This window comes from Microbacterium sp. 4R-513 (assembly GCF_011046485.1).
GTDB lineage: Bacteria > Actinomycetota > Actinomycetes > Actinomycetales > Microbacteriaceae > Microbacterium.
In genome coordinates this window covers 2,483,614-2,507,373 of sequence record NZ_CP049256.1, presented here as the reverse complement: position 1 = coordinate 2,507,373, position 23,760 = coordinate 2,483,614, and the positions used below count along the sequence as shown (strand labels likewise).

General features: G+C 71.0%; 17 protein-coding genes, 1 other RNA gene and 1 pseudogene. 6 read left to right on the top strand and 13 right to left on the bottom strand.

All coding sequences use genetic code 11. The features are described from left to right. Window positions 1-27 precede the first annotated feature (27 nt). From G5T42_RS11005 to G5T42_RS10990, 4 genes are all read right to left on the bottom strand, one after another. The gene (locus G5T42_RS11005; protein ID WP_165128493.1) at window positions 28-2,016 is read right to left on the bottom strand and encodes a DUF2207 domain-containing protein; all 1,989 of its coding nucleotides are present in this window, start codon (window positions 2,014-2,016) and stop codon (window positions 28-30) included. A 69-nt stretch (window positions 2,017-2,085) separates the two neighbouring features. Next, window positions 2,086-3,516, bottom strand: coding sequence for a malate dehydrogenase (quinone) (mqo, locus tag G5T42_RS11000; RefSeq protein WP_241246068.1), 1,431 nt, complete (start codon window positions 3,514-3,516; stop codon window positions 2,086-2,088). Window positions 3,517-3,652: 136 nt separating this feature from the next. Further along, window positions 3,653-4,729, bottom strand: a complete 1,077-nt coding sequence (locus G5T42_RS10995; RefSeq protein WP_165128489.1) for an aspartate-semialdehyde dehydrogenase — start codon at window positions 4,727-4,729, stop codon at window positions 3,653-3,655. Between the two features lie 106 nt (window positions 4,730-4,835). Next, entirely contained in the window at window positions 4,836-5,606 is a 771-nt protein-coding gene (locus G5T42_RS10990; protein ID WP_165128487.1) for an NRDE family protein, read from the bottom strand. Between the two features lie 93 nt (window positions 5,607-5,699). Between G5T42_RS10990 and coaBC the strand changes: the two genes are divergently transcribed. After that, complete coding sequence (gene coaBC, locus G5T42_RS10985; RefSeq protein WP_165128485.1) at window positions 5,700-6,911, top strand: bifunctional phosphopantothenoylcysteine decarboxylase/phosphopantothenate--cysteine ligase CoaBC; 1,212 nt, start codon at window positions 5,700-5,702, stop codon at window positions 6,909-6,911. On the opposite strand, the gene G5T42_RS10980 is transcribed toward coaBC, so the two are convergent. The 8 genes from G5T42_RS10980 to pta all read right to left on the bottom strand — a co-directional run bounded on the left by G5T42_RS10980 (window position 6,908) and on the right by pta (window position 19,225). Beyond that, window positions 6,908-8,194, bottom strand: a complete 1,287-nt coding sequence (locus G5T42_RS10980) for an aspartate kinase (RefSeq protein ID WP_165128483.1) — start codon at window positions 8,192-8,194, stop codon at window positions 6,908-6,910. The two genes, coaBC and G5T42_RS10980, sit on opposite strands and share 4 nt — an antisense overlap. Before the next feature lie 190 nt (window positions 8,195-8,384). After that, window positions 8,385-9,338 carry a DMT family transporter gene (locus G5T42_RS10975; protein ID WP_241245784.1) on the bottom strand — a complete coding sequence of 318 codons (954 nt, stop codon included), beginning with the start codon at window positions 9,336-9,338 and terminating at the stop codon, window positions 8,385-8,387. Then, entirely contained in the window at window positions 9,335-9,928 is a 594-nt protein-coding gene (gene recR, locus G5T42_RS10970) for a recombination mediator RecR (protein ID WP_165128481.1), read from the bottom strand. The genes G5T42_RS10975 and recR overlap by 4 nt, the downstream gene beginning before the upstream one ends. Before the next feature lie 3 nt (window positions 9,929-9,931). Further along, entirely contained in the window at window positions 9,932-12,187 is a 2,256-nt protein-coding gene (locus tag G5T42_RS10965) for a DNA polymerase III subunit gamma and tau (protein ID WP_165128479.1), read from the bottom strand. An 82-nt stretch (window positions 12,188-12,269) separates the two neighbouring features. Next, window positions 12,270-14,822 (bottom strand): glycoside hydrolase family 65 protein, encoded by a 2,553-nt coding sequence (locus tag G5T42_RS10960; RefSeq protein ID WP_165128477.1) that lies wholly within the window; start codon window positions 14,820-14,822, stop codon window positions 12,270-12,272. Beyond that, the gene (locus G5T42_RS10955; protein WP_206535627.1) at window positions 14,819-15,550 is read right to left on the bottom strand and encodes a beta-phosphoglucomutase family hydrolase; all 732 of its coding nucleotides are present in this window, start codon (window positions 15,548-15,550) and stop codon (window positions 14,819-14,821) included. Before G5T42_RS10955 ends, G5T42_RS10960 begins: the two co-directional genes overlap by 4 nt. A 157-nt stretch (window positions 15,551-15,707) precedes the next feature. Beyond that, window positions 15,708-16,934, bottom strand: coding sequence for an acetate kinase (locus G5T42_RS10950; protein WP_165128475.1), 1,227 nt, complete (start codon window positions 16,932-16,934; stop codon window positions 15,708-15,710). Between the two features lie 143 nt (window positions 16,935-17,077). After that, entirely contained in the window at window positions 17,078-19,225 is a 2,148-nt protein-coding gene (gene pta, locus G5T42_RS10945) for a phosphate acetyltransferase (protein ID WP_165128473.1), read from the bottom strand. Between the two features lie 105 nt (window positions 19,226-19,330). Here pta and G5T42_RS10940 point away from each other — a divergent pair, with 105 nt between their 5' ends. Both G5T42_RS10940 and G5T42_RS10935 read left to right on the top strand, forming a co-directional pair. Beyond that, the gene (locus tag G5T42_RS10940; protein ID WP_165128471.1) at window positions 19,331-19,993 is read left to right on the top strand and encodes an NUDIX domain-containing protein; all 663 of its coding nucleotides are present in this window, start codon (window positions 19,331-19,333) and stop codon (window positions 19,991-19,993) included. Beyond that, complete coding sequence (locus tag G5T42_RS10935; protein WP_165128469.1) at window positions 19,990-20,454, top strand: VanZ family protein; 465 nt, start codon at window positions 19,990-19,992, stop codon at window positions 20,452-20,454. The genes G5T42_RS10940 and G5T42_RS10935 overlap by 4 nt, the downstream gene beginning before the upstream one ends. Here the strand turns inward: G5T42_RS10935 and ffs are convergent. After that, window positions 20,449-20,545: signal recognition particle sRNA small type (gene ffs / locus G5T42_RS10930), an RNA gene on the bottom strand. The two genes, G5T42_RS10935 and ffs, sit on opposite strands and share 6 nt — an antisense overlap. A gap of 191 nt (window positions 20,546-20,736) precedes the next feature. Between ffs and G5T42_RS10925 the strand changes: the two genes are divergently transcribed. From G5T42_RS10925 to G5T42_RS17915, 3 genes and pseudogenes are all read left to right on the top strand, one after another. Further along, window positions 20,737-21,705, top strand: coding sequence for an AAA family ATPase (locus G5T42_RS10925; RefSeq protein ID WP_165130199.1), 969 nt, complete (start codon window positions 20,737-20,739; stop codon window positions 21,703-21,705). A gap of 8 nt (window positions 21,706-21,713) precedes the next feature. Further along, window positions 21,714-22,961, top strand: a complete 1,248-nt coding sequence (locus tag G5T42_RS10920) for a DUF58 domain-containing protein (RefSeq protein ID WP_165128467.1) — start codon at window positions 21,714-21,716, stop codon at window positions 22,959-22,961. Continuing rightward, a pseudogene (locus G5T42_RS17915) lies at window positions 22,948-23,718 on the top strand (transglutaminaseTgpA domain-containing protein); the annotation flags it as partial. The gene G5T42_RS10920 and the pseudogene G5T42_RS17915, both read left to right, overlap by 14 nt. Window positions 23,719-23,760 lie beyond the last annotated feature (42 nt).

Sequence of the window (23,760 nt, the reverse complement as noted above, 5' to 3'; positions counted from 1 at the left end):
TGGACCACGGATGCCGCGACTGCCGCCTCACCGACCGCCGAAGCCGCCGCCCCCACCGCCGCCGCCGGAGAAGCCCCCTCCGCTGGATCCCCCCGACGACGACCAGCTGCTCGAGAACGACGAGCTGGACGAGCTCGATGAGGTGCCGCTGGAGGCGGGGGTGACGGCCAGACGGCCGATCGAGGACGATGCGTCGCGCAGGGACTGCGACGAGAGCGAGTCGAAGAGGGCGAGGCGGGAGGTCGTGTCGACCACCGCGGGCGTCGAAGCGCGGATGACGTCCATCCACTGGCGCTCCATGCCGAACAGCACGGCGTACGGCAGGAGCCGCTCGTACAGGTTCACCACGTCGGCCCCGAGTCGGTTCGGCGCGTCGAGATAGGAGCGCCGGCCGGATGAGACGAGGTCTGCGGACCGCGGCGACTGCGCCGCACGCAGCCGGTCCTCCTCCGCGAGCTGCAGATACTGGCGAATGCCTTCCAGATAGGTCCTGTGCTTTCCGCCCGCGAGCGTCAGCGTCGTCTTCGGCAGTCCGATGAAGGGGAGCACGACGAATGCGCCGATGGCGCTCACGATCGACAGCGTGTAGATCCAGCCGCCCAGCGCCCCGAGGTCCGAGAGGACCGACGGCACCGCGTCGACGAAGAACAGCAGGGCGATCGCGACGACGAGGCCGCCGAACTGGACGAAACCCCGGACGGCGCCGATCCAGCCGGGCGTCTTGCTGCGGTAGCCGCGGTCGACGGTCGCGTCGTCGATGCGCCGGACGTAGGTGACGGCGCGCACGGGCGGATCGCTCGCGAACTGGCCGAGATCGACGCGGTCGCCGGGCTCGGCATCCTTCCCGAACAGCGTCGTCACGATGCGTCGATCGTCGTGCTCGAGCCCCGACTCATCGCGCAGGACGACGCTGAAGTCATCGGGGTCGGCGCGGTCGCCCTTCGCCGTGATCTCGACCTTGTCCCGCACCGCGAGGTCGACGACGTGCGCAGCGAGTGCGCGCGCCGGCACGCCGAGAACTCCGGCCGAGAGGGTCGGCGACTCGTCGACGGGGGGCGTGTACTGCACGATGACCGGATCGCGGTCGGGATTGCGCCGCAGCACGGCCTTCATGACAAGGAGGAAGGCGAGACCCCCGAAGCCCGCCAGGAGCCCGAGGCCAGGAAGGATCCACTCCCACCACGGATACGGCGGCGGGGGCGGCGGGGTCGGCGCGGCGAAGGTGCGCTGCGCGAAGCCGATCGCGACCGTGACGCCCTGCTCGGGGCGCAGGCCGCCCTCCTTCGTCGTGAAGACGACAGCGGATGCCTCGGCATCCCTCCCGCTCTTCGAGAGCGCCCACGCGGCCACGTCGTCGGGCCAGGCCGCGTCGGGCTCGGGCCCCGCCAGCTTGCACTGCTGCGTCGAGCCCTCCGGTCCCCGGTAGCAGAAGGTTCGCCCGGCCATGAGGCCGTCGGCCGCGTCGCCGGCGACGTGCACGCGCCCGGTCACGGAGCCGAACGGCTGCGCGTGGTCGGTGCTCAGGACATCCCAGTAGAACTCGTCAGCACCCGTATCGGCATACCGGAGCACGACGTCGTGCATCGTGTACGAGATGACGTAGGTCTGCGCCCCGTGCACGTACGAGTCGTCGCCCGTCAGGACGTAGACGTTCTCGTCGTCCTGCTCCGTCCACCACGGGATCGGCTCGCCACCGGCTCCCGTCACATTCACGACCGCGGTGCCGAGGTCGATGCCCGACTCCGTCAGCGGCAGCCGCCGCACGATGCCCTTGTTCTGGTCGAAGTCGGGGAACCGCGCGACGATCGTCTCGGTCGTGTAGAGCTGGGACTCGCCGTCGACCGATCGCACGAGCCAGTAGTCGCCGTCCAGGGAGTCGTAGCGGAAGTCGTCGACGCCTCCGGACACCGCTGCGTCGACGGATGCCGCGACCGGCGGGACGGCGGCAGGCGCGGCCGCGAGACCGACCACGAGCACCACCGCCGAGGTCGCCCGCACGAGCGTGCCGAACCCCATCGCGCCAGCGTAGCGGCACGGCAGTCGACCCGTCAGGGCCGGGTCTGCGTGGCGCCGGCCGGTGCCGGGTCAGGCGGTGAGTGCGAGGGCCTCGGCGGTCTCGGTCAGGGTCTCTTCAGCGGCCTCCGGGCGAGGGTTGAGCGTCTCGCCGTAGCTCGGGATGAGCTCCTTGAGCGTCGGCTCCCAGTCCGCGATGCGGTCGGGGAAGCACGACTTCAGCAGCCCCAGCATGATCGAGACGGCGGTCGAGGCCCCGGGCGATGCACCGAGCAGTCCCGCGATGGTGCCGTCCTGCGACGTCACGACCTCGGTGCCGAACTGGAGCACGCCGCCCTTCTTGGGATCCTTCTTCATGACCTGGGCCCGCTGCCCGGCCTGCAGCAGCTCCCAGTCCTCGTCCTTGGCGCTCGGCATGAACTCGCGCAGGCTGTCCACCTTCTTGGCATGGTTCTTGAGCAGCTCTCCGACGAGATAGCGGATGAGGCTGGGGTTGTCCCATGCGACCTTCAGCATCGGCGCGATGTTGCCCGGGCGGACCTGCGCCACGATGTCGGTCACCTTGCCGTTCTTCAGGAACTTGGGGCTGAAGGTCGCGAACGGGCCGAACAGCAGCGAAGCCTCACCGTCGACCACGCGCGTGTCGAGGTGCGGAACCGACATCGGGGGCGCCCCGACCGACGCCTGCGAGTACACCTTGGCCTTGTGCTGAGACACGAGGGCCGGGTTGGTCGTCTTGAGCCACTGCCCCCCGATGGGGAAGACGCCGTAGCCCGAGATCTCGGGGATTCCGGAGCGCTGGAGGAGCTTGAGCGCCCAGCCGCCGGCACCGACGAACACGAACCGCGCGTTCGTATACCCCGGCGTGCGGCCGATCGTGTCGCGCCACTTGACCGTCCACGTGCCGTCCGACAGCTTCTTGAGCCTGCGCACCTCGCGGTTGGTCACGACCTGGACGCCACGCTCCTTGAGGCCGTCGAACAGCTGGTGCGTCAGCGCGCCGAAGTCGACGTCGGTGCCCGCGGGCACGCGCGTCGCCGCGAAGGGCTCGCCCTTGCGGCGCTTCTGCATGAGCAGCGGCGCCCACTTGTTGATGACCCGCGAGTCCTCGCTGTACTCGATGCCCTCGAAAAGAGGCTCCTTCTTGAGCACCTCGTAGCGCTTGCGGAGGTAGGCCACGTCCTTCTCGCCACGGACGAACGTCATGTGCGGCGCCGAGTTGATGAAGGTCTTGGGCTCGTCGAGCACGCCCTTCTCCACGAGCGAGGCCCAGAACTGCCGACTCTGCTGGAACTGCTCGTTGATCGAGATCGCCTTCGCGGGGTCGAGCTGGCCGTCGGGACCCTCGGGCATGTAGTTCAGCTCGCACAGCGCGGCATGGCCCGTCCCGGCGTTGTTCCACGCGTTGGAGCTCTCCAGCCCGACGTCGCTCAGTCGTTCGTAGACGACGATCTTCCAGTCGGGCTGCAGTTCGGAGAGGAGGGTACCCAGGGTGGCGCTCATGATGCCGCCACCGATGAGCACGACGTCTACGGTCTCGGTCACCCGTCAATTCTAGGCGCCGCTGACGGTGCCTCCTGCCCGGGGCGATGCCTCTGGGCCGCAAACTCCGCTGTTCTTGACGGAGCGGAAAGCCCGGTCAAGCGCTCACGGCCGCCGTGCGCTCCGCTGCGACGAGCTCCGCGATCTGGACCGCGTTGAGCGCGGCACCCTTGCGGAGGTTGTCGTTGGAGATGAAGAGCGCCAGGCCCTTGCCCTCCGGAGCCGACTGGTCGGCGCGGATGCGGCCCACGTAGCTCGGGTCGCTGCCGGCGGCCTGGAGCGGCGTGGGGACCTCCTCGAGACGCACGCCGGGCGCGCTGCTCAGCAGCTCGCGGGCGCGCTCCGGAGTGATCTCGCGGGCGAACTCGACGTTGATGCTCAGCGAGTGACCCGTGAAGACCGGAACCCGCACGCACGTGCCGGCGACGCGCAGGTCGGGCAGCTCGAGGATCTTGCGGCTCTCGTTGCGGAGCTTCTTCTCCTCGTCGGTCTCGTTCTGGCCGTCGTCGACGAGGTTGCCGGCGAACGGGATGACGTCGAACGCGATCGGCGCGATGTACTTCTCGGGCTGCGGGAAGTCGACCGACGAGCCGTCGTGCACGAGGCGCAGCGTGTCGCCCTGCGCGAGGACGCCCTCGACCTGGCCGAGGAGCTCCTGCGCTCCCGCGAGACCCGACCCGGAGACGGCCTGGTAGGTCGACACGATGAGCCGCTCCAGCCCTGCCGCCTGGTCCAGCACCTTGAGGACGGGCATCGCGGCCATCGTCGTGCAGTTGGGGTTCGCGATGATGCCCTTGTGCGCCTCGGCGATCGCGTGCGGGTTGACCTCGCTCACGACGAGCGGCACTTCGGGGTCCATGCGCCAGGCGCTCGAGTTGTCGATGACGATCGCACCGGCCTCCGCGAAGCGCGGCGCGTGCGCCCGGCTCCCGGTGGCGCCCGCCGAGAAGAGGGCGATGTCGATGCCCGACGGGTCGGCGGTCGCGACATCCTCGACGGTCACCGCGTGCCCGCGGAAGACCACATCGGATCCCGCCGAGCGGGCGGTCGCGAAGGCGCGCAGCTCGCGCACGGGGAAGTCGCGCTGCTCGAGGATCTCGAGCATGACGGCCCCCACCTGTCCCGTGGCGCCCACGACGGCGACGGAGAGTCCGGAATCTGAGATGCGGGTCATGGCGAACGTCCTCGAGGTAGCGCGGGGTGTAGAGGCCGATTCTACCGGCGGGGGCTGCGCGACCAGACCGTGTGACAGGTCGCCGTCCGGTCGTGCACCGTGCGATTCATGCCAGAAGCGGCCGGTTCCAGCGCCCGGGCTCGTCGAAGGCGCCGTAGGACAGCTCGACGCCGTCACTCCCGATCGTCGCGGTGCAGACGAGCAGCGAGAGCGTCGGATAGCCGTGCGGACGGTTGTCGCGGATGATCGCCTCGTCGTCGGTCGGCGCCAGATCCGCGGATGCCTCGAGCAGCTCCAGCCACGGGGCGAACCATCCCCCCGGGCGGGCCGCAGGATCGTCGAGGTCGGCGACGGCGGGGGCCGAGGCATCCGTCGCCGGCGTCGCGTGCGCCTGCGTGAACGGCGCGAGCCAGCGGGCGATGCGCGGCGTCGCGTCGTCGTCGACGTCGTCGTGCGCGATCATGTGCGTGCCCGGGGAGAGCTCCACCCGGCGGGTCTCGCTGCCGTCCCACGTCGTGACGCGGACGCGCGGCCCGTCGACCTCGACGAGGTTGAACCCGTGCGTCGGCGGGTGCTCCCCCGGCGAACGGCCCGCGACCGACTCGAGCACCAGTCCACCGCGGGACTGCGCGGCGCCGTCGGGGATCGTCTCGACGTCGGCGCGGTTGAGGAGCACCGCGAGCCGCCGATGATCGGGGTCGGCGGCGAGCCACGCGCCGTTGGCGCGGACGTCGCGCACCCCGACGACTCCGGGATACGTCTCGGGCCACCACGGTCCGATGGCGTCCCACGGCCGGGCCGGGTCCTCGTCGCGGACGGCGAGCAGACGCAGGGGCTCGTCGGCGGTCTCGGGCACGTGGACGATCACGGTGCACATGGGCGGATGTCGCTTTCTCCGCACGGTCCTCGCTCCGCCGTGCCGGCGACCCGGGCCGGGGCGCGCGTCGGCGCGGCGTGGGAGGATCGGGGAATGTTCATCGTAGTCGGCGTGACGGGTGGCATCGCCGCCTACAAGACGGTGCACCTCGTGCGGCTCCTCGTGACGGGCGGCCACGACGTGCACGTCATCCCCACGGCCGACGCGCTGAAGTTCGTCGGGCTGACGACGTGGGAGGCGATCAGCCGCAACCCCGTCACGACGTCGGTGCACGAGGACGTCTCGGAGGTGCGTCACGTCGCGCTCGGCCGCAGGGCGGAACTCGTGATCGTCGCGCCGGCGACGGCCAACACCCTCGCCGCGATGACCGCGGGGCTCGCGGACGACCTGCTGGGCACGACGCTGCTCGCGACGTCGGCGCCCGTCGTCGTCGCGCCCGCCATGCACACCGAGATGTGGCGCCACCCCGCCACGACGGCTAACGTGGAGACCCTCCGCAGCCGGGGCGTGCACATCGTCGGACCCGCCGACGGACCTCTCACGGGCGGTGACAGCGGGCCCGGACGGATGGCGGAGCCCGAGCAGATCGTCGCGTCGGCGCTCGCGATCGTGTCGGCCGACGGCGACCTGGCCGGACTCAGGGTCGCCGTCTCGACGGGTGGGACGCGCGAGCCCATCGATCCCGTCCGCTACATCGGCAACCGCTCGAGCGGGCGGCAAGGAGCCGAGGTCGCCGTCGCCGCGGCGGAGCGCGGCGCACGCGTTCGGCTCGTGGCGGCCCACGTCGACGAAGGGGCGCTCGCCGAGGCATCCGCTCACCCTCGCATCGAGATCACTCGCGTGGGGACCGCGGAGGAGCTCGGTGCCGCGATGCGCGAGGCGGCGACGGATGCCGAGGCCGTCGTCATGGTCGCGGCCGTCGCCGACTACCGCGTCGCCGAGGTGGCCGACCGCAAGCTCAGCAAAGAGGACGGGCCGCTGCAGACGCTCGCGCTCCTCCAGAACGAGGACATCCTCGCGGGGCTCGTGGCCCACCGCGCCGAGGGGCAGACGATCGTCGGCTTCGCCGCGGAGACGCCCGAGGACGACGCCGATCTGCTCGAGCGGGGGCGGCGCAAGCGCCGTCGCAAAGGCGTGGATCTGCTCGTCGTGAACAAGGTGGGCTGGAACTCGGGCTTCGAGTCGGGCGACAACCGCGTCATCGTCGTCGGGGCCGACGACGAGGTCGTCGCCGAGGCATCCGGATCCAAGCGCGAAGTCGCCGACGCCGTCTGGGACGCCGTCGTGGGGGTGCGGAGCTCCTAGCGGCCGGTGCCGGCGTACACCGTGGCCTCGGTGTCGCCGTCGAGTCCGTACGCGCTGTGCACGACGCGCGCGGCCTCGCCGAGATCGCTGCCGCGCACGACGACCGAGATGCGGATCTCGGAGGTCGAGATCATCTCGATGTTGATGCCCGCGACCGAGAGCGCCTCGAAGAGCGTCGCCGAGACGCCCGAGTGCGTGCGCATGCCCGCACCGACGACCGAGAGCTTCCCGATCTGGTCGTCGTGGACGAGGCTCTCGAAGCCGACCTGGGACTGGTCGCCCGCGAGGGCCTTGAGGGCGGTGGCGGCATCGGTCTTGGGAACCGTGAACGAGATGTCGGTGCGGCCGGTCGCGGCCACCGACACGTTCTGCACGATCATGTCGACGTTGGCGCCGGACCTCGCGACGACCTTGAAGATCTCGGCGGCCTTGCCCGGGACGTCGGGGACCCCGATGACGGTGATCTTCGCCTGGCTCAGGTCGGTGGCGACGCCGGCGACGATGGGCTCTTCCATCTCTTCTCCCTCTTGACCGTCGGGGATGCTCATCCCCTGGCCCAGCACGTAGGTCCCCACGCCCGAGCTGAACGTGGAGCGGGCGTGGATGAGCACGCCGTGACGGCGCGCGTACTCGACGGCGCGGATGTACAGCACCTTCGCCCCGTTCGCCGCGAGCTCGAGCATCTCCTCCGCCGAGACCACTCCCAGCTTGCGCGCTTTCGGCACGACGCGGGGGTCGGCCGTGAAGATGCCCTCGACGTCGCTGTAGATCTCGCAGACGTCGGCGTCGAGCGCCGCGGCCAGGGCGACGGCGGTCGTGTCCGAGCCTCCACGCCCGAGCGTCGTGATGTCGCGGGTATCGCGGTTGAAGCCCTGGAAGCCCGCCACGATGACGATCGCGCCCTCGTCGAGCGCCTCGCGGAGGCGCACCGGAGTGACGTCGACGATGCGCGCCGAGCCGTGGTCGGCGGTCGTGATCATGCCGGCCTGGCTGCCCGTGAAGGATCGCGCCTCGAACCCCATCGAGTGGATGGCCATCGCGAGGAGCGCCATCGAGATCCGCTCGCCGCTCGAGAGCAGCATGTCGAGCTCGCGCGGTGCGGGGATGGGCGAGACCTGGTTCGCGAGGTCGAGCAGCTCGTCAGTCGTGTCGCCCATCGCGCTCACCGCGACGACGACCTCGTGACCGGCACGGCGCGTGTCGACGATGCGCTTCGCGACCCGCTTGATGCTCTCCGCGTCGGCGACGGAGGACCCGCCGTACTTCTGGACGATCAGCGCCACGTTCGAACTCCCCGGAATGCGCCGCCGGTTCTCTTCGAGCGTGCGATGTGTTGCGACCGGCGGAGGGCGGACGGATGCCGCGCCCACCGCACAATCTTACGGACGACCTCATGCCGCCCCGACCATGTGACGGGCCGTCGCGCCCGCCCGAGCCCGCGGGTGTGGACCTGCTCTCCCGGCCCGCGGAGGGTCAGGGAAGATCCGCTTCGCCCAGCGGCGCGGGGCCGGGTCTCGCGCGCCGCGCCACGATCCCGCCCGTCGCGGCGAGCCAGCAGCCCAGGATGACGAGCGGGAAGCCGATGAGAAGGCCGAAGCTCAGCTCCTCGCCGAGCAGGATCGTGCCGAGGATGATCGCGACGACAGGGTTGACGTAGGTGAACAGGGGCGCCCGGGCAGGTCCCACCTCGGCGATGAGCGCGAAGAAGGCCATGAACGCGAGGGCGGTGCACAGCACTCCGAGCGCGACGAGCGAGACCGTGCTGCGGACCGTCGGCACCTCGTGCTGCGTCAGGAGCCCGATCGGCAGGTAGAAGAGCCCGACCGCGAAGAGCGAGAGGGTGATCGTGCCGAGCGACGGCACGTCCTTGAGCTTCGTGGCGACGATGAACGGGGCGATCGCGTAGCAGACCGCGACGAGGAGGACCTCGCCGATCGCGAGGAGGCTGCCGGCGCCCCCGACGGCGAGCCCCGGGCCGGCGACGATGATCCCGACCCCGACGAAGCCGATGAGGAGTCCGCCGGCGCGGACGGGCCGCAGGATGCCCTTGTCGCCGCGGGAGAAGGCGATGATGGCGGCGAAGAGCGGCACCGTCGCGACGAGGAGTCCGGTCAGGCCCGACGGCAGCGTCTGCTCGGCGTGACCCAGGAGGAGGAACGGTCCGGCCATCTCGATCGCCCCGAAGGCCAGCACCCACGGCCAGAGCTTCAGGGCGGGGCGCAGCGCGCGGCGGTGCAGCGCGAGCGGCAGGAGGAGCAGCGCGCCGATCAGCGTGCGCCCCGCGACGACGGCCGCGGGCGAGTAGGAGTCGACCGCCTCTTTGATGAAGAGGTAGGGAACTCCCCACAGCAGGGCCATGACGGCGAAGAGCACCCAGCCCTTGGTGCTGAAACGCGCGGGTGCCGGGGCGAGCGGCGTCGAGCTCACAGCGTGCGCCGCCCCTCGAACGCGCGGCCGAGGGTGACTTCGTCGGCGTACTCGAGGTCTCCTCCCACCGGCAGGCCGGAAGCCAGACGCGTCACGGTGATCTCGAGCGTGTGCAGCAGGCGGCTCAGGTAGGTCGCCGTCGCCTCGCCCTCGAGGTTGGGGTTGGTGGCGAGGATGACCTCCTGCACCGTCCCGTCGGCGAGGCGCTGCATGAGCTGCGCGATGCGGAGGTCATCGGGACCGATCCCGGCGATCGGGCTGATCGCTCCCCCGAGCACGTGATACAGCCCGCGGAACTCGCGCGTGCGCTCGATGGCCGCGACGTCCTTCGCGTCTTCGACGACGCAGATGAGCGTCTGATTCCGCCGGGGGTCGCGGCAGATCGCGCAGCGATCCTGCTCCGAGACGTTGCCGCAGATCTCGCAGAACCTGACCTTGTCGCGCACCTCGGCCAGCAGTTCGGCGAGATGCGAGACGTCGAAGCTCGGGGTCTGCAGGATGTGGAACGTGATGCGCTGCGCGGATTTCGGGCCGATGCCCGGAAGCCGCCCGAACTCATCGATGAGGTCCTGGACGATGCCGTCGTACATGGGCTAGCTGAACCTCGTCGGGGGCTCGTACGGCTCTTCTCGGATGAACGTCGCTCCGAGCACCTGGCGGACGACCGCTTCGCCGTAGCGCTGCGGACCGCCGGGCGCAGGGCGCCCTCCCCGCGGGGGCGTGGCCGTGGCCTGGGGCAGGACGCCGAGCGGCGGAGCGATGGACGGGGGCACGGGCGTGTCGACGGATGCCGCGATCTCGAGGTCGTCCACCTCGTCGACGTCGTCGGGCCGGATCGACGGCTCGACCTCGGTCTGCGGGAGCACCTCTCCCTCGCGGACCGGCGCCAGGGTGGCCGTGCGCAGTCGCGCGGTCTCGGCAGCCGCCTCGTCGGGGTCGTCGTCGATCGGGAACTGCGCGACGCCCGCGGTGGGGGCCGTGGCCGAGTCGGCCGGCGCGGTCATCGTCGGCGATTCGACCGGCGCCGAGGGCGCGGCATCCGGAATCGGCGCGACGGCCCACTCGGTCACCGGCGCGGCGGCGGCACGGGCGGGTGCAGCGGCACGGACCGGCGCCCGCTCGGCGCGCGGCGCGGCAGGAGGCGGGGTCGAGGGCCCCGGTCCCCCGGCGCCACCGCCCTCGGCATCGTGCTTCGCGATGTACTTCACGCGGATGCCGAGGACAGCCAGGATCGCCGAGCGGAGGTCTTCGCTCGGGCCGGCGCCCGCGGAGAGCTGCTTGAACTTCGCGACGTCGCTCTGGCTCTGGAAGGTGAGCGTGAGGACGTCGTCTCTGAGCCCCACGACGGTCGCCGCGGATGCGACGAGCCACGAGGAGCGGCTGATGTCTTCGAGCCGGCCGAGCACCTCGGGCCACGCGTCCTTCATCCGCTGGAGCGTGACGGGGCCGGACGGCACCGACGGCGCGGGCTGGACGGGCGCGGGAAGGGCCGACTCGGGAACCGCGGGAGCCGACGTCGACGGTGCCAGGGGACCCGGCGTCGTCCCCGCCACTCGCTTCGCGAGCTCGGGCTCCGGGGAGTCCGTCGGCGCCGCGGGGGCCGCACCGGATGCCGGCGCCGCGGGGGCCGCACCACCAGCCGGCGTCGCTGCGGCAGCAGCCCGTGAAGGCGCTGATGCGGGCGCCGTCGCGGATGCCGCACCGACCGGAGCCGCACCAGCGGCGACAGCCGGGGCGGCAGCCGAGGCGCTCGCCGCCGCGAGCACGCGGGCCACCATGAGCTCGAGCTGCAGGCGCGGCGAGGTCGCCCCGGTCATGTCGTCCAGGGTGGCGATCACGAGGTCGGCGGTGTGCGAGAGCCGCGCCGAGCCGAAGCCCTCGGCCTGGCGCTCCATCCGCGCGAGCTCTTCGGCCGAGACGCCGCGCAGCACGGCCGCGGCGCCCTGCCCCGTCGCGGCGACGACGATGAGGTCGCGCAGTCGCTCGAGCAGATCGTCGACGAAGCGACGGGGGTCTTGCCCGGTCTGCACGACTCGGTCGATCGCGGCGAAGGCGGCCGAGGCATCCGTCGCCGCGAAGGCGTCGACGACCTCGTCGAGGAGCTCGGCGTGCGTGTAGCCGAGCAGCGCCACGGCTCGTTCGTAGGCCACGACGGAGCCTTCGGAGCCGGCGATGAGCTGGTCGAGGAGCGACAGGGTGTCACGCGGAGACCCTCCGCCCGCACGCACGACGAGCGGCAGGACCCCGGACTCGACCGTCACATGCTCGGTCTCGCACAGCTCCTGCACGTACGCGAGCATCGCAGCGGGCGGCACCAGCCGGAAGGGGTAGTGGTGCGTGCGCGAGCGGATCGTGCCGATGACCTTCTCGGGCTCGGTCGTCGCGAAGATGAACTTGACGTGGTCGGGCGGCTCTTCGACGAGCTTCAGGAGAGCGTTGAAGCCCTGCGGCGTGACCATGTGCGCCTCGTCGAGGATGAAGATCTTGAAGCGGTCGCGAGCCGGGGCGAAGATCGCCCGCTCGCGCAGATCCCGCGCGTCGTCGACGCCGTTGTGCGAGGCTGCGTCGATCTCGACGACGTCGAGCGACCCGCCTCCCCCGCGGCCGAGCTCGATGCAGCTGTCGCACTTGCCGCACGGGACGTCGGTCGGTCCTTCGGCGCAGTTGAGACAGCGCGCGAGGATGCGGGCAGACGTCGTCTTGCCGCAGCCGCGCGGGCCCGAGAAGAGATAGGCGTGGCCGACCCGGTCGCCGCGCAGCGCGGTCATGAGCGGCTCGGTCACCTGCGACTGGCCGATCATCTCGCCGAACGTCTCAGGACGATAGCGGCGATAGAGAGCGGTGGTCACCGGTCCAGCCTACGGCGTGGGTGCGACATCCCGTGGTGCTGTGCGCGCACGGGCGGACGCGGCATCCCGAACCGTCCGGAGGTCACGCGCCGACGGTCTCGCCGGGCTCTGCGGGAGCCTCCAGCGTTCCGAGCACACCGGTGTCGGTGATGATCGGGATCGCCGAGGTGACCGTCGGGATCGAGGCGACCAGGAGCGTGCCGTCCTCGCGGCGGACGTCCTCGAACTGACGGATCGTCGGGCGTCCGGGGATGACCGGACCCTGGTCCGCGAGCGGGATGACGAGCTCTTCGCCCGGCATGGCCGTGAAGGCCGTGCCGCGGACGCTGAAGCTGACCGGATCGCCCTCGCCTGCCGTGACACGCAGCTCGCTGCGGGTGAGCGCGATGTGCAGGCGCGTGCCGTGCCACTCGAGGGAGTAGGCCAGCTCGTCCCACGAGGCGGGGAGGCGCGGGTCGAAGGTGAGCTCCCCGAAGTGGTCGCGCATGCCGCCGAATCCCGAGACGAGCGCCGTCCAGACGCCGCCCGCCGAGGCCACGTGCACGCCGTCCGACGCGTTGTGGTGCAGGTCTCCGAGGTCGACGAACGCGGACTGCTGGAAGTACTCCAGCGCGAGGTCCTGGTAGCCGACCTCGGCCGCGAGGATCGACTGCACGACCGCCGAGAGCGTCGAGTCGCCCGTCGTCAGCGGGTCGTAGTACTCGAAGTCGGCCAGCTTCTCCTCGTCGGTGAAGTGGTTGCCCTGCAGGAAGAGGGCGAGCACGACGTCGGCCTGCTTGAGCACCTGGTAGCGGTAGATCACGAGCGGGTGGAAATGCAGGAGCAGCGGCCGCTTGTCGGGCGGGGTGTGCTCGAGGTCCCAGATCTCGCGCTCGAGGAATACGGCATCCTGCGGGTGGATGCCGAGGGCCGCGCTGTAGGGGATGTGCATCGCCTCGGCGGCCCGGTCCCAGGCATCGGGCTCTTCGGGGTCCAGCGCGAGGCGCTCGACCATCACCCGGTACGCCTCCGGATCGGTGTCGGCCATGAGCCGGACCGTCCGGGCAGCGAACCGCAGGTTGAAGCGGGCCATGACGTTCGTGAAGAGGTTGTCGTTGACGACCGTCGTGTACTCGTCGGGACCGGTCACGCCGTGGATGTGGAATGTCTCGACCTCGACGGGCAGGTCGCCGTTCGTCGTGCGCCAGAACCCGAGGGTCGTCCACAGCCGCGCGGTCTCGACGGCGATGTCGACCCCCTCGCGGAAGAGGAACTCGTTGTCGCCCGTCGCCCGGACGTACTTGGCGAGCGCGAAGCTCACGTCCGCGTTGATGTGGTACTGCGCCGTGCCGGCGGCGTAGTACGCGGATGCCTCTTCCCCGTTGATCGTCCGCCACGGGAAGAGCGCGCCCGCCTCGTTGAGCTGGAACGCGCGCCGGCGCCCGGCCGGAAGCATGAGGTAGCGCATCCGAAGCGCATTGCGGGCCCACTGTGGGGTCGTGTAGGCGAGGAACGGCAGGACGTAGATCTCGGTGTCCCAGAAGTAGTGGCCGCTGTATCCGGAGCCCGTGAGGCCCTTGGCGGGGATGCCCTGCCCGTCGGCGCGCGCCGCCGCCTGCGCGAGCTGGAAGAGGCACCACCGCGTCGCCTGCTGCAGGGAGTCGTGCCCGGCGATCCGCACGTCGGACCGCTCCCAGAACGCGTCGAGCCAGGCGCGCTGCTGCCGGAAGTGCTCGTCGACGCCCACCTCGAGCGCACGGTCGAGCGTACGACGGCACCGGTCGACGATCTCGCGCGCCGGCACCCCCCGCGACGTGTGGTAGCTCACGAGCTTCGTGACGCGGATCGGCACGCCGGCCTTGGCGTGCACGCGGAAGACATTCTTGGCGATGTCGGGCTCGACCAGGCGCCGTGCTGAGTACTCGTTCTCGGTCTCGACCAGGTGATCGGCGAGCACCGCGATCGTCATGCCCGAGTTCGTGACCCGGTACGACAGCGCCGAGCGCAGCTCGTCCTGCCAGTACTCCTGCGGCTGGAGCACCCGCTCCTGCAGACGCTCGGTCTTGCGGGGGTCGAACCCGGCTCTGGCCGGGTGGGCCGGCGCACCGCCGTAGACGTCCTCGCCGTCCTGCCGGTTGATGATCTGGCTGCTGATCGTGACCGGGGCGTCGGCGTTCAGGACGGTGACGTCGACGCGCATGATCGCGAGGTGCTTCTCCTCGAATGAGACCATTCGCTCGAAGTCGATCCGCACCTCTTTGCCCGAGGGCGTGGACCACACGACGTGGCGGCGCACGACGCCGTCGCGCATGTCGAGGACGCGCTCGTACTCGCGCACATCGGCGATGTCGAACGACAGCGGCTCGTCGTCGACGTAGACGCGCATGACCTTCGAGTCGGGCGCGTTGATGATCGCCTGCCCGACCTCGGCGAAGCCGTACGCCTGCTCGGCGTGCCGGATCGGGAACGTCTCGTGGAAACCGTTGATGAACGTGCCGTGCTCGTGCGCGTGGCGCCCCTCGGGGATGTTCCCGCGGAAGCCGAGATAGCCGTTGCCGACGGCGAAGAGCGTCTCGGTCACCCCCGTGTCCCCCGCGTTGAAGCTCCTCTCGACGAGCTTCCAGGGGTCGACGGGGAAGCGGTCGCGGTCGATCATGGAACCAGTTCCTCCAGGTCTGAGACGACGACGTGGGCGCCGGCACGGCGCAGGTCGTCTGCGCCGACGCCGCGGTCCACGCCGACGACGAGGCCGAAGCCTCCGGCGACGGCGGACTGCACGCCGCTCAGCGCGTCCTCGACGGCGACGCTGCGGGACGGGTCGACCTGCAGCATCCGCGCGGCCTCGACGAAGACGTCGGGCGCCGGCTTCGAGGCGAGGTGGTCGCGCTCGGCGATGACCCCGTCCATCACGACGGGGAAGCGGTCGCGCAGGCCCGCCACCTGCAGGACCTCTTCGGCGTTCTTCGAGCTCGACACGACGGCGACCGGCGTACCGGCCTCGGCGAGCGCGTCGAGGAGGGCCAGCGAGCCCGGATAGGGCGCGATGCCGTCGCTGCGCAGCACGCGCGCGAACACCTCGTTCTTGCGATTGCCGATGCCGCAGATCGTGTCGGTGGCGGGCGGGTCGGACGGATCGCCCCAGTGCACCTCGACATCGCGGCTGCGCAGGATGCTCGCGACGCCGTCGTACCGCTTCTTGCCGTCGAGGTATTCGAAGTAGTCGCGGTCGTCGTACGGCGGCTGGATGCCCCACGCCGAGAAGAGCTCTTCGAACATCGTCCGCCACGCGTGCATGTGGACCTCGGCGGTCGGCGTCAGCACGCCGTCGAGGTCGAAGAGCACTGCGTCGAACGTGGTCAGATCGGGCAGGGCGTCAGCGGGCACAGAACCTCCAGGCGAGGGTCGCGGGTCGAAGATGAGGCGGCTCTTCGTCGCGCCGTCATGCAAGCGTAGTCGGCGCTTCCCCGCTGATGGAGCGTGCGGGTGTCACGGATGTGTGACGGATCCGTGACGGATGCCGAGGCATCCGTCACCGCGGCCCTCACCGTGCGACGGACAGCGTCTGACGCGCGATCTCGAGCTCTTCGTCCGTCGGGACGACGAGGACCGTCACCGACGAGGCATCGGTCGAGATGACCCGGATGCCGCGGCCCCGGGCCGCATTGCGCTCGGGGTCGATCTCGATGCCGGCGAAGCCGAGCGTCGCGAGGGCGCCGGCCCGCACGGCGGGGGCGTTCTCGCCCACCCCCGCGGTGAAGGAGATGACGTCGGCGCCGCCGAGGACGGCCAGGTACGCTCCCGCGTACGAGCGCAGCCGATGCAGGTAGACCTCGAACGCGAGGGTGGCCGCGGCATCCCCTCGCTCGACACCCGCGGTGATGTCGCGCATGTCGCTGACGCCCGCGAGGCCCAGGAGCCCGCTGCGCTTGTTGAGGAGCGCGTCGAGGTCGTCGAACGACATGTCGGCGCGGCGGGCCAGGTGGAACAGCACCGCGGGGTCGATGTCGCCCGAGCGGGTGCCCATGACGAGGCCCTGCAGAGGCGTGAGGCCCATGGAGGTGTCGACGGACCGGCCGCCGTCGATCGCGGTGACGGATGCCCCGTTGCCGAGGTGGAAGACGATCTGCCGCAGGTCGGCGAGCGGCCGGCCGAGGAAGGCCGCGGCGGCCTCCGAGACGAACTTGTGCGAGGTGCCGTGGAAGCCGTACCGGCGGATGCGGTGCGTCTCCGCGAGGTCGCGGTCGATCGCATACGTGTAGGCCGCGGGCGGAAGCGTCTGATGGAACGCCGTGTCGAAGATCGCGACGTGCGGCAGCTCGGGGAACGCCGCCCGCGCGGCCTTGATGCCCTGCAGCGCACCCGGGTTGTGGAGCGGCGCGAGCACGGAGAGCTCGTCGATGTTGATCTCGACGAGCGGTGTGATGAGCGTCGGCTCGAAGAACCGCGCGCCGCCGTGCACGACCCGGTGGCCGACCGCGACGGGTGCGCGATCGTCGAGCGACGGGCCGTGCTGGGCGAACGCGTCCAGCATGACCCGGAACCCGGCCGTGTGGTCGGGGATCGGCAGCTCCCGGCGGTAGGTGGCGTCGGCCGCGGTGACGGATGCCCCTCCCTCCGCGGCCGCGAAGAACACGGTGTGCGCGGACTCCCCCACCGCCTGGCCGATGCGCTCGACCAGCCCCGACGCGAGGACGGCCTCGGCATTCATGTCGATCAGCTGGTACTTGAACGACGACGAGCCGCTGTTGACGACCAGGACGACGCTCACGCGGGATGCCTCGACCTTCGGTCGTTGAGCGAGCGGAGCGAGACGAAACGCGCGAGCCCGCGCGAATCCTCTGCTGCTCGACCGCCCGGCGCGTTTCGTCTCGTCGCTTCGCTCCTCGCTCAACGACCGGAGCTTTACGACACTCACGCCGCGCCTCCCTCCCCCTGGGCCTGGATCGCGGTGATCGCGATCGTGTTCACGATGTCGTCGACGAGTGCGCCGCGCGACAGGTCGTTGACGGGCTTGTTGAGGCCCTGCAAGACGGGGCCGATGGCGACGGCTCCGGCCGATCGCTGCACCGCCTTGTAGGTGTTGTTGCCCGTGTTGAGGTCGGGGAACACGAAGACGGTCGCCCGGCCCGCGACATCCGACCCCGGCATCTTGGCCTTCGCGACCGCCGCATCCGCGGCCGCGTCGTACTGGATGGGTCCCTCGACGAGGAGCTCGGGGGCGCGCTCGCGCACGAGCGCCGTCGCCGTCCGCACCTTCTCGACCTCGGCTCCCGACCCCGACTCGCCCGTCGAGTAGGAGAGCATCGCGACGCGGGGGTCGATGCCGAACTGCGTCGCGGTCGCCGCCGACGACACGGCGATGTCGGCCAGCTGCTCGGCGGTCGGATCCGGGATGACGGCGCAGTCGCCGTACACGAGCACGCGGTCGGCGAGCGCCATAAGGAAGACGCTCGACACGACCGAGACGCCGGGCTTGGTCTTGATGATCTCGAACGCCGGCCGGATGGTGTGCGCCGTCGTGTGAGCGGCACCCGAAACCATGCCGTCGGCGAGGCCGAGATGGACCATGAGCGTGCCGAAGTACGAGACGTCCGTCACGGTGTCGGACGCCTGCGCGTACGTCACGCCCTTGTGGGCCCGCAGCCGCTCATACTCGCGGGCGAACTTGTCGACGTGGACGGCGTCGAAGGGCGAGAGGACCTGAGCGGCCCGGATGTCGATGCCGAGCTCGAGCGCACGGCTTCGCACCTCGATCTCCTCGCCGAGGATCGTGAGATCGGCGATGCCGCGGGCGAGCACGGTCGCCGCGGCGCGCAGGATGCGGTCGTCGTCGCCCTCGGGAAGGACGATGTGCTTGCGCTTCGCGCGAGCGCGCTCCATGAGGCCGTACTCGAACATGAGGGGCGTCACGACCGTGGAGCGGGCGAGGCCCAGCGAACGCACGAGCGCCTCGGTGTCGACGTGCTGATCGAACATCCCGAGCGCCGTGTCGTACCGTCGCTGCGAGTCGGCCGCGAGGCGCCCGCGCGTCGACATGACGCGCACCGCCGTCTCGTACGTCCCGAGGTCGGTCGCGAGGATCGGGAGGGTCACGCCAAGGCCGTCGATGAGCCGGTCGATGTCGTCGGGGAGCGGGAACGGCCCGTTCAGGACGATGCCGGCGAGCGAGGGGAAGGTCCCCGACCGGTGGGCGAGGAGCGCCGCGAGGAGCACCTCGGTGCGGTCGGCCGGGATGATCACGAGCGCGCTCTCGAAGAGGCGCGGCAGAACGTTGACCATCGACATGCCGGCGACGACGACTCCCAGCACCTCGCGCGTCAGCAGCTCGGTGTCGCCCTTCACGAGGGTCGCGTCGAGCGCCCGCATGACACCGCGCACCGACGGCGCGACGAGGAAGCGGTCCTCGGGGAGCGCCCAGACCGAGACCGTGCGGTCCGGCGCCGCGCGCTCGACCGCCGGTGAGGCATCGACGACCGACTGGACGGCCTGCACGATCTCGACCAGCCGGTCGGGGTCGGCGCGGTTCGCCACGACGGCGAGGAGCCCGGCGCGCCCGTGCGAGAGCTCGGCGAGGGCGAGCGAGGCGATCTGGCCCATCTCGTCGGGCGTCCGCGCCGGCGCGGTGCCCAGCTGCTCCCCCTGGCCCGCGCGACCGCCGAGAACGAGGAGCACCGGGGCGCCGAGGTTCGCCGCGATCCGGGCGTTGTAGCCGAGCTCGGCGGGGCTTCCGACGTCGGTGTAGTCGCTGCCGACGATGACCACGGCGTCGCACTGGGCCTCGACGGCCTTGTAGCGCTCGACGATCGTCGAGAGCGCGGCATCCGGATCCCTGCGCACGTCGTCGTAGCTCACGCCGACGCACAGCTCGTAGGGCAGGTCGACGCCGTCGTGGTCGAGCAGCATCTCGAGCACGTAGTCGCGTTCGGCCGTGGAGCGCGCGATGGGCCGGAAGACGCCGACCCGCGGCGTCGCGTGACTGAGCGCATCGAGCACCCCGAGCGCGATCGTGGACTTGCCCGAGTGACCCTCCGCCGACGTGATGAAGATGCTCTGCGCCACCCGATCAGCCTATGGGCGGGCCGGATGCCGCGGCCATGGGATATCTCGCCGGCGAGGGGTCCTGCCGCCACCGCCCGGAAACGGTCGCCCGGTAGGCTCCCGCCCATGTCCCCGACGCCCGGAATCGACGTTCCCGACCACCGCGGCCGCACGCGCCTCGACCAGACCGGCCGCGGCCTCGATCGCAACCCCGATGTGCGGGTGACCGACGTCGAGGTGCTCGCCTCCGCCTGGCACGTCCTGCGCAGGACGACCCTGGAGTACCGGGATGCCTCGGGCTCGTGGTCGACGCAGCAGCGCGAGACCTACGACCGGGGAAACGGCGCGACGGTCCTCCTCTACGACCGGGAGGAGCGCAAGGTGATGCTCACCCGGCAGTTCCGCTACCCGGTCTACGTCAACGACCACCCCGACGGGATGCTCGTCGAGACGGCGGCCGGCCTCCTCGACGACGACGACCCCGAGACGGCGATCCGCCGCGAGGCCCAGGAGGAGACCGGCGTCGAGATCGGCGAGGTCGAGCACGTCTACGACGTCTACATGAGCCCGGGCTCGGTGACCGAGCGGCTGCACTTCTTCGCCGCGCCCTACGAGGCATCCACCCCTCGAGGCGACCGCGGCGGGCTCGAGGAGGAGGGCGAGGACATCGAACTCGTCGAGCTCGACATCGACGAGGCGCTCGCGTGGATCCGCGACGGCCGGATCCAGGACGCCAAGACGATCATGCTCCTGCACTGGGCCGTCCTCGAGGGTCCGTTCGCCCGGTGACCGGCGGTCGCCATCGGCTCCGGCACCCGGTCCTCCTCGCCGTGCTCGCGGCGTACGCGGCCTTCGTCTGCTTCGTGACGCTGAGCCCTCGCACTCCCGGCGGCGGCATGCTCCAGCGCCTCGTGAACGACGTGCTCGGCGCTCTCCACCGACGGGGCGTCGCGCTGTGGGCCGACTACCTCACCGTGGAGTTCGTCGGAAACGTGCTGATGTTCGTGCCCCTCGGCATCCTGAGCGCACTCGTCCTCGACGCCCGGCACCGGTGGCTGCTGCTCGTGGCGGGATCCGCCTTCTCGGGCGTGCTGGAGCTCACGCAGCTGCTCCTGCTGCCGGGTCGCTACGCCGACTGGCGCGACCTCGTATCGAACACGATCGGATTCCTGCTCGGCGCGGGGGCCGCGCTCGCGGTGCGCTCCCTTGCGCGGCGGCGTCGGCATCCCGGGCCTGCCGGAGAAAAGTAAGACTCTCCGCGAACCCGGCAGAGCCTGGTTACCCTTGCTACGTTTCCGTCCTGGGGGAGTTGGCCTGGATGCCGCCTCGCGGAGAGCTGTGAACAGTCTACCCGTCCCGCGTCGTGTCAATGTCAGGGCCTTCCCAGGCCCCGCCCACGCACACCGTGATTAGGATCGTGCCTAGGGGCGACGACGCCCTTCGAGCGGCGTGGGACCGGGGAGGTCGCAGTGGCGGATACGACGGTGACGGAGACGGATGCCTCGGCCCACGGGTCGACGGATTCGGCGCCCATGGACGCCGCCGCCTTCAGCCGCACGACCGACCGCATTCTCGCGTCCGTGGGCACCGTCATCGACGGCAAGCCCGAAGCCGTCCGGTTCGCTCTGGTGTGCCTCCTCGCCGAGGGCCATCTGCTCATCGAGGACGTGCCGGGGGTCGGCAAGACGATGCTCGCGCGGGCGCTCGCGGCATCCGTCGACGCCACGGTACGGCGCATCCAGTTCACGCCCGACCTGCTCCCCGGCGACGTCACGGGAGTGAGCGTCTTCAACCCGGTCGAGCGGGAGTTCGAGTTCAAGCCCGGAGCGATCTTCGCCAACATCGTCATCGCCGACGAGATCAACCGCTCCTCCCCCAAGACGCAGTCCGCGCTCCTGGAGGCGATGGAGGAGCGTCAGGTCACGGTCGACGGCCGGTCCCACATGCTGCCCGAGCCGTTCCTTGTGGTCGCCACGCAGAACCCGCTCGAGATGGAGGGCACCTACGCCCTGCCCGAGGCGCAGCGCGACCGGTTCATGTTCCGCATCTCGATGGGCTACCCCGACGCGAGGTCCGAGGCGCTCATGCTCCGCCAGCGCGACACGGTCAATCCGCTCGCGGCGCTGCGCTCGGTCGTCTCGGCCGACCAGGTCGCCGACCTCATCGCGTGGGCACGCGGCGTCCATGTAGCGCCCACTATCGAGGACTACGCGGTCGCCCTCTCGCAGGCGACCCGCAGCCACTCCGACCTCCGACTCGGCGCGAGCCCCCGCGCGACGCTGCAGCTTGTGCGGGCGGCGAAGGTCTGGGCGGCGCTGGACGGCCGCGGGTTCGTGATCCCCGACGACATCACCGCGCTCCTCATCCCCGTCTTCGCCCACCGGCTCATCCCGACGAGGTCTGCCGGCGGGTCGCGCGCCCGGTCGGGCGCGGACGCTATCACGGCGATCCTCGAGCGCATCGCGCAGAGCGTGCGCGTCCCCATCGCGGCAAGGCAGTAGGCGGGGCGATGAGACGGCTCTGGCCGTTCACGGCGCGAGGCACGGGTGCGCTTCTCCTTGCGATCGCCTGCTTCATCGTCGCGAACGAGGTCGGGGTGGTCGAACTGCTGTACTTCGGGGTGCTGCTGCTCGGCATCCTCGTCGCGTGCCTCGTCTCCCTTCACCTCGTCCGTCGCACCGACCGCATCACCCGGTCGCTCTCGCCGGACGTCGGCACCGTCGGCCGGCCGTCCACCGTCGTCGCGCGGGTCGGCGTGCGCTCTCCCTTCCCGACGGCGCCGGGCACGTGGGACGACACCCTTCCGAAGGGCGTCACCGGCCTCGCCCGCGGGACGTTCCCGGCCGTGAGCTCGGGCCTGGCGGGCGTCGACAAGGTGGTCGAGCTCGAGTACACGATCACCGGCGTGCGCCGGGGCATCCATCCGATCGGTCCGCTCACAGTGACCTCGACCGATCCGTTCGGCCTCACCCGCCGGCGCACCGTGTTCACCGAGCGGACGAACGTCACGATGGCGCCCGCCATCATCGAGCTCTCGGCCTTGACGAACCTGCTCGGCGACGCCGGCGGCACGCTGCACACGCAGAACAACCAGCTCGGGCAGGGCGCCGACAACCTCGTCGCCCGCCCGTACGTCCCCGGCGACTCGATGCGCCGCATCCACTGGCGCGCCTCTGCGCACCGCGGCGACCTCATGGTGCGGCAGGAGGAGCAGGAGTCGACACCCGACGCCGTCGTCGTCCTCGACCGCGGCGTGCTGCGCTTCACCGCGGACGCGATGGCTGCGACGGGCGCCGATCCCGGGTTCGAGTCGGCGGTCTCGGTCGCGATCTCGGTCATCACGCGGCTCGTCCACGACGGCTACGCCGTCGACGTCATCGACTCCGACGGCACAGCGCTCACGGAGCGCATCGACGGCGGCGACATGACCGCGGTCGAAGACGTCCGCACGTTCTTCGCGACCCTGACCGCCCGCAAGGACGACCACCTCCCCCGCCTGTCGAAGATCTTCCACGGCGTCATGACGGGTCCCGTCGTGCTCGTGGTCGGTCGGTTCGACGGACAGGATGCCGACGCCGTCGCTCCCGTCGTGCACCACAGCTCGCTTCCCATCCTCTTCGCCGTCGCCCCGTCGCGCGAAGGGCTGGAGCGCGCCGTCGACTTCGGCTGGCACGTCGCGACGATCGATCCGGACTCCGACGTCGCCGGCGCGTGGGCGGGAGTCGTCGAGCGGGGGGTGAGCCGTGCCCTCCGCTGAGGCGCGCGCCGCCTCGCGGGCCTCGACGAAGCGTCCGGACCGCGTCGTGCGGCGGCCCGAGGATCCCCGCCGGGCAGACGACCGCGACCTGCGCAGGCCGGCGGACCTGCCCCTCACCCTCGGCGTCTTCGTCGCGATCCTCGCGGCGCTCATGCCGGTCCTCGGGGTCGTGAAGCCGTGGCCTTGGCTCGGTGTCGCCGTGCTGCTCGTGAGCCTCATCCTCGCCGCGGGCTACGTGGCACGGCGCTATCGGCTGCCCGCCGTCGCGGTGAGCCTCATCGAGGTGTCGATCTGGGCGCTCGCCCTGACCTTCCTCTACTTCCGCGACACGGCGCTCCTGTGGCTCATCCCCACCCCGGCCACGTTCCGAGAGCTTCCCGAGTCTCTCGCCGTCGCGTCGAACGACATCGCTCTCGGCGCGGCGCCGTTGCAGGCCGGGCCGGAACTCTCGTTCCTCATCGTCGGAGCGACGGCGCTGCTGGCGATCATCGTCGATCACGTCGTGCTGACGGCGCGGATGCCTCTTCTGGCCGGAGTGGGACTCATCGCCGTGTCGCTCATCCCCTCGATCGCCGTCCCTCGGGGCATCGAGGTCTGGTCGTTCGTGCTGCTCGCGGCATCCATCCTCTTCCTGATGCGCGCCGACACGCGCTCGCGCGAGCCGCGGGCCGAGCGCGAGGCATCCCGGACCGCCGGCGTGCCGGCGACCGCCCTCGGAATCGGCGCGATCGCCGTCGTGGTCGCGATCGTGGCGGCTCCTCTGCTCCCCCCAGCCGGCCGTGCAGCCCGGAGCCGGCGG

Bases quoted from the DNA above. Each gene is read 5' to 3' on its own strand.
- G5T42_RS10995 (WP_165128489.1), bottom strand. From the start codon at position 4,729: ATGACCCGCATCTCAGATTCCGGACTCTCCGTCGCCGTCGTGGGCGCC.
- coaBC (WP_165128485.1), top strand. From the start codon at position 5,700: ATGTTCATCGTAGTCGGCGTGACGGGTGGCATCGCCGCCTACAAGACG.
- G5T42_RS11005 (WP_165128493.1), bottom strand. From the start codon at position 2,016: ATGGGGTTCGGCACGCTCGTGCGGGCGACCTCGGCGGTGGTGCTCGTG.
- G5T42_RS10940 (WP_165128471.1), top strand. From the start codon at position 19,331: ATGTCCCCGACGCCCGGAATCGACGTTCCCGACCACCGCGGCCGCACG.
- G5T42_RS10920 (WP_165128467.1), top strand. From the start codon at position 21,714: ATGAGACGGCTCTGGCCGTTCACGGCGCGAGGCACGGGTGCGCTTCTC.
- G5T42_RS10990 (WP_165128487.1), bottom strand. From the start codon at position 5,606: ATGTGCACCGTGATCGTCCACGTGCCCGAGACCGCCGACGAGCCCCTG.
- recR (WP_165128481.1), bottom strand. From the start codon at position 9,928: ATGTACGACGGCATCGTCCAGGACCTCATCGATGAGTTCGGGCGGCTT.
- G5T42_RS10925 (WP_165130199.1), top strand. From the start codon at position 20,737: ATGGACGCCGCCGCCTTCAGCCGCACGACCGACCGCATTCTCGCGTCC.
- mqo (WP_241246068.1), bottom strand. From the start codon at position 3,516: ATGAGCGCCACCCTGGGTACCCTCCTCTCCGAACTGCAGCCCGACTGG.
- G5T42_RS10960 (WP_165128477.1), bottom strand. From the start codon at position 14,822: ATGATCGACCGCGACCGCTTCCCCGTCGACCCCTGGAAGCTCGTCGAG.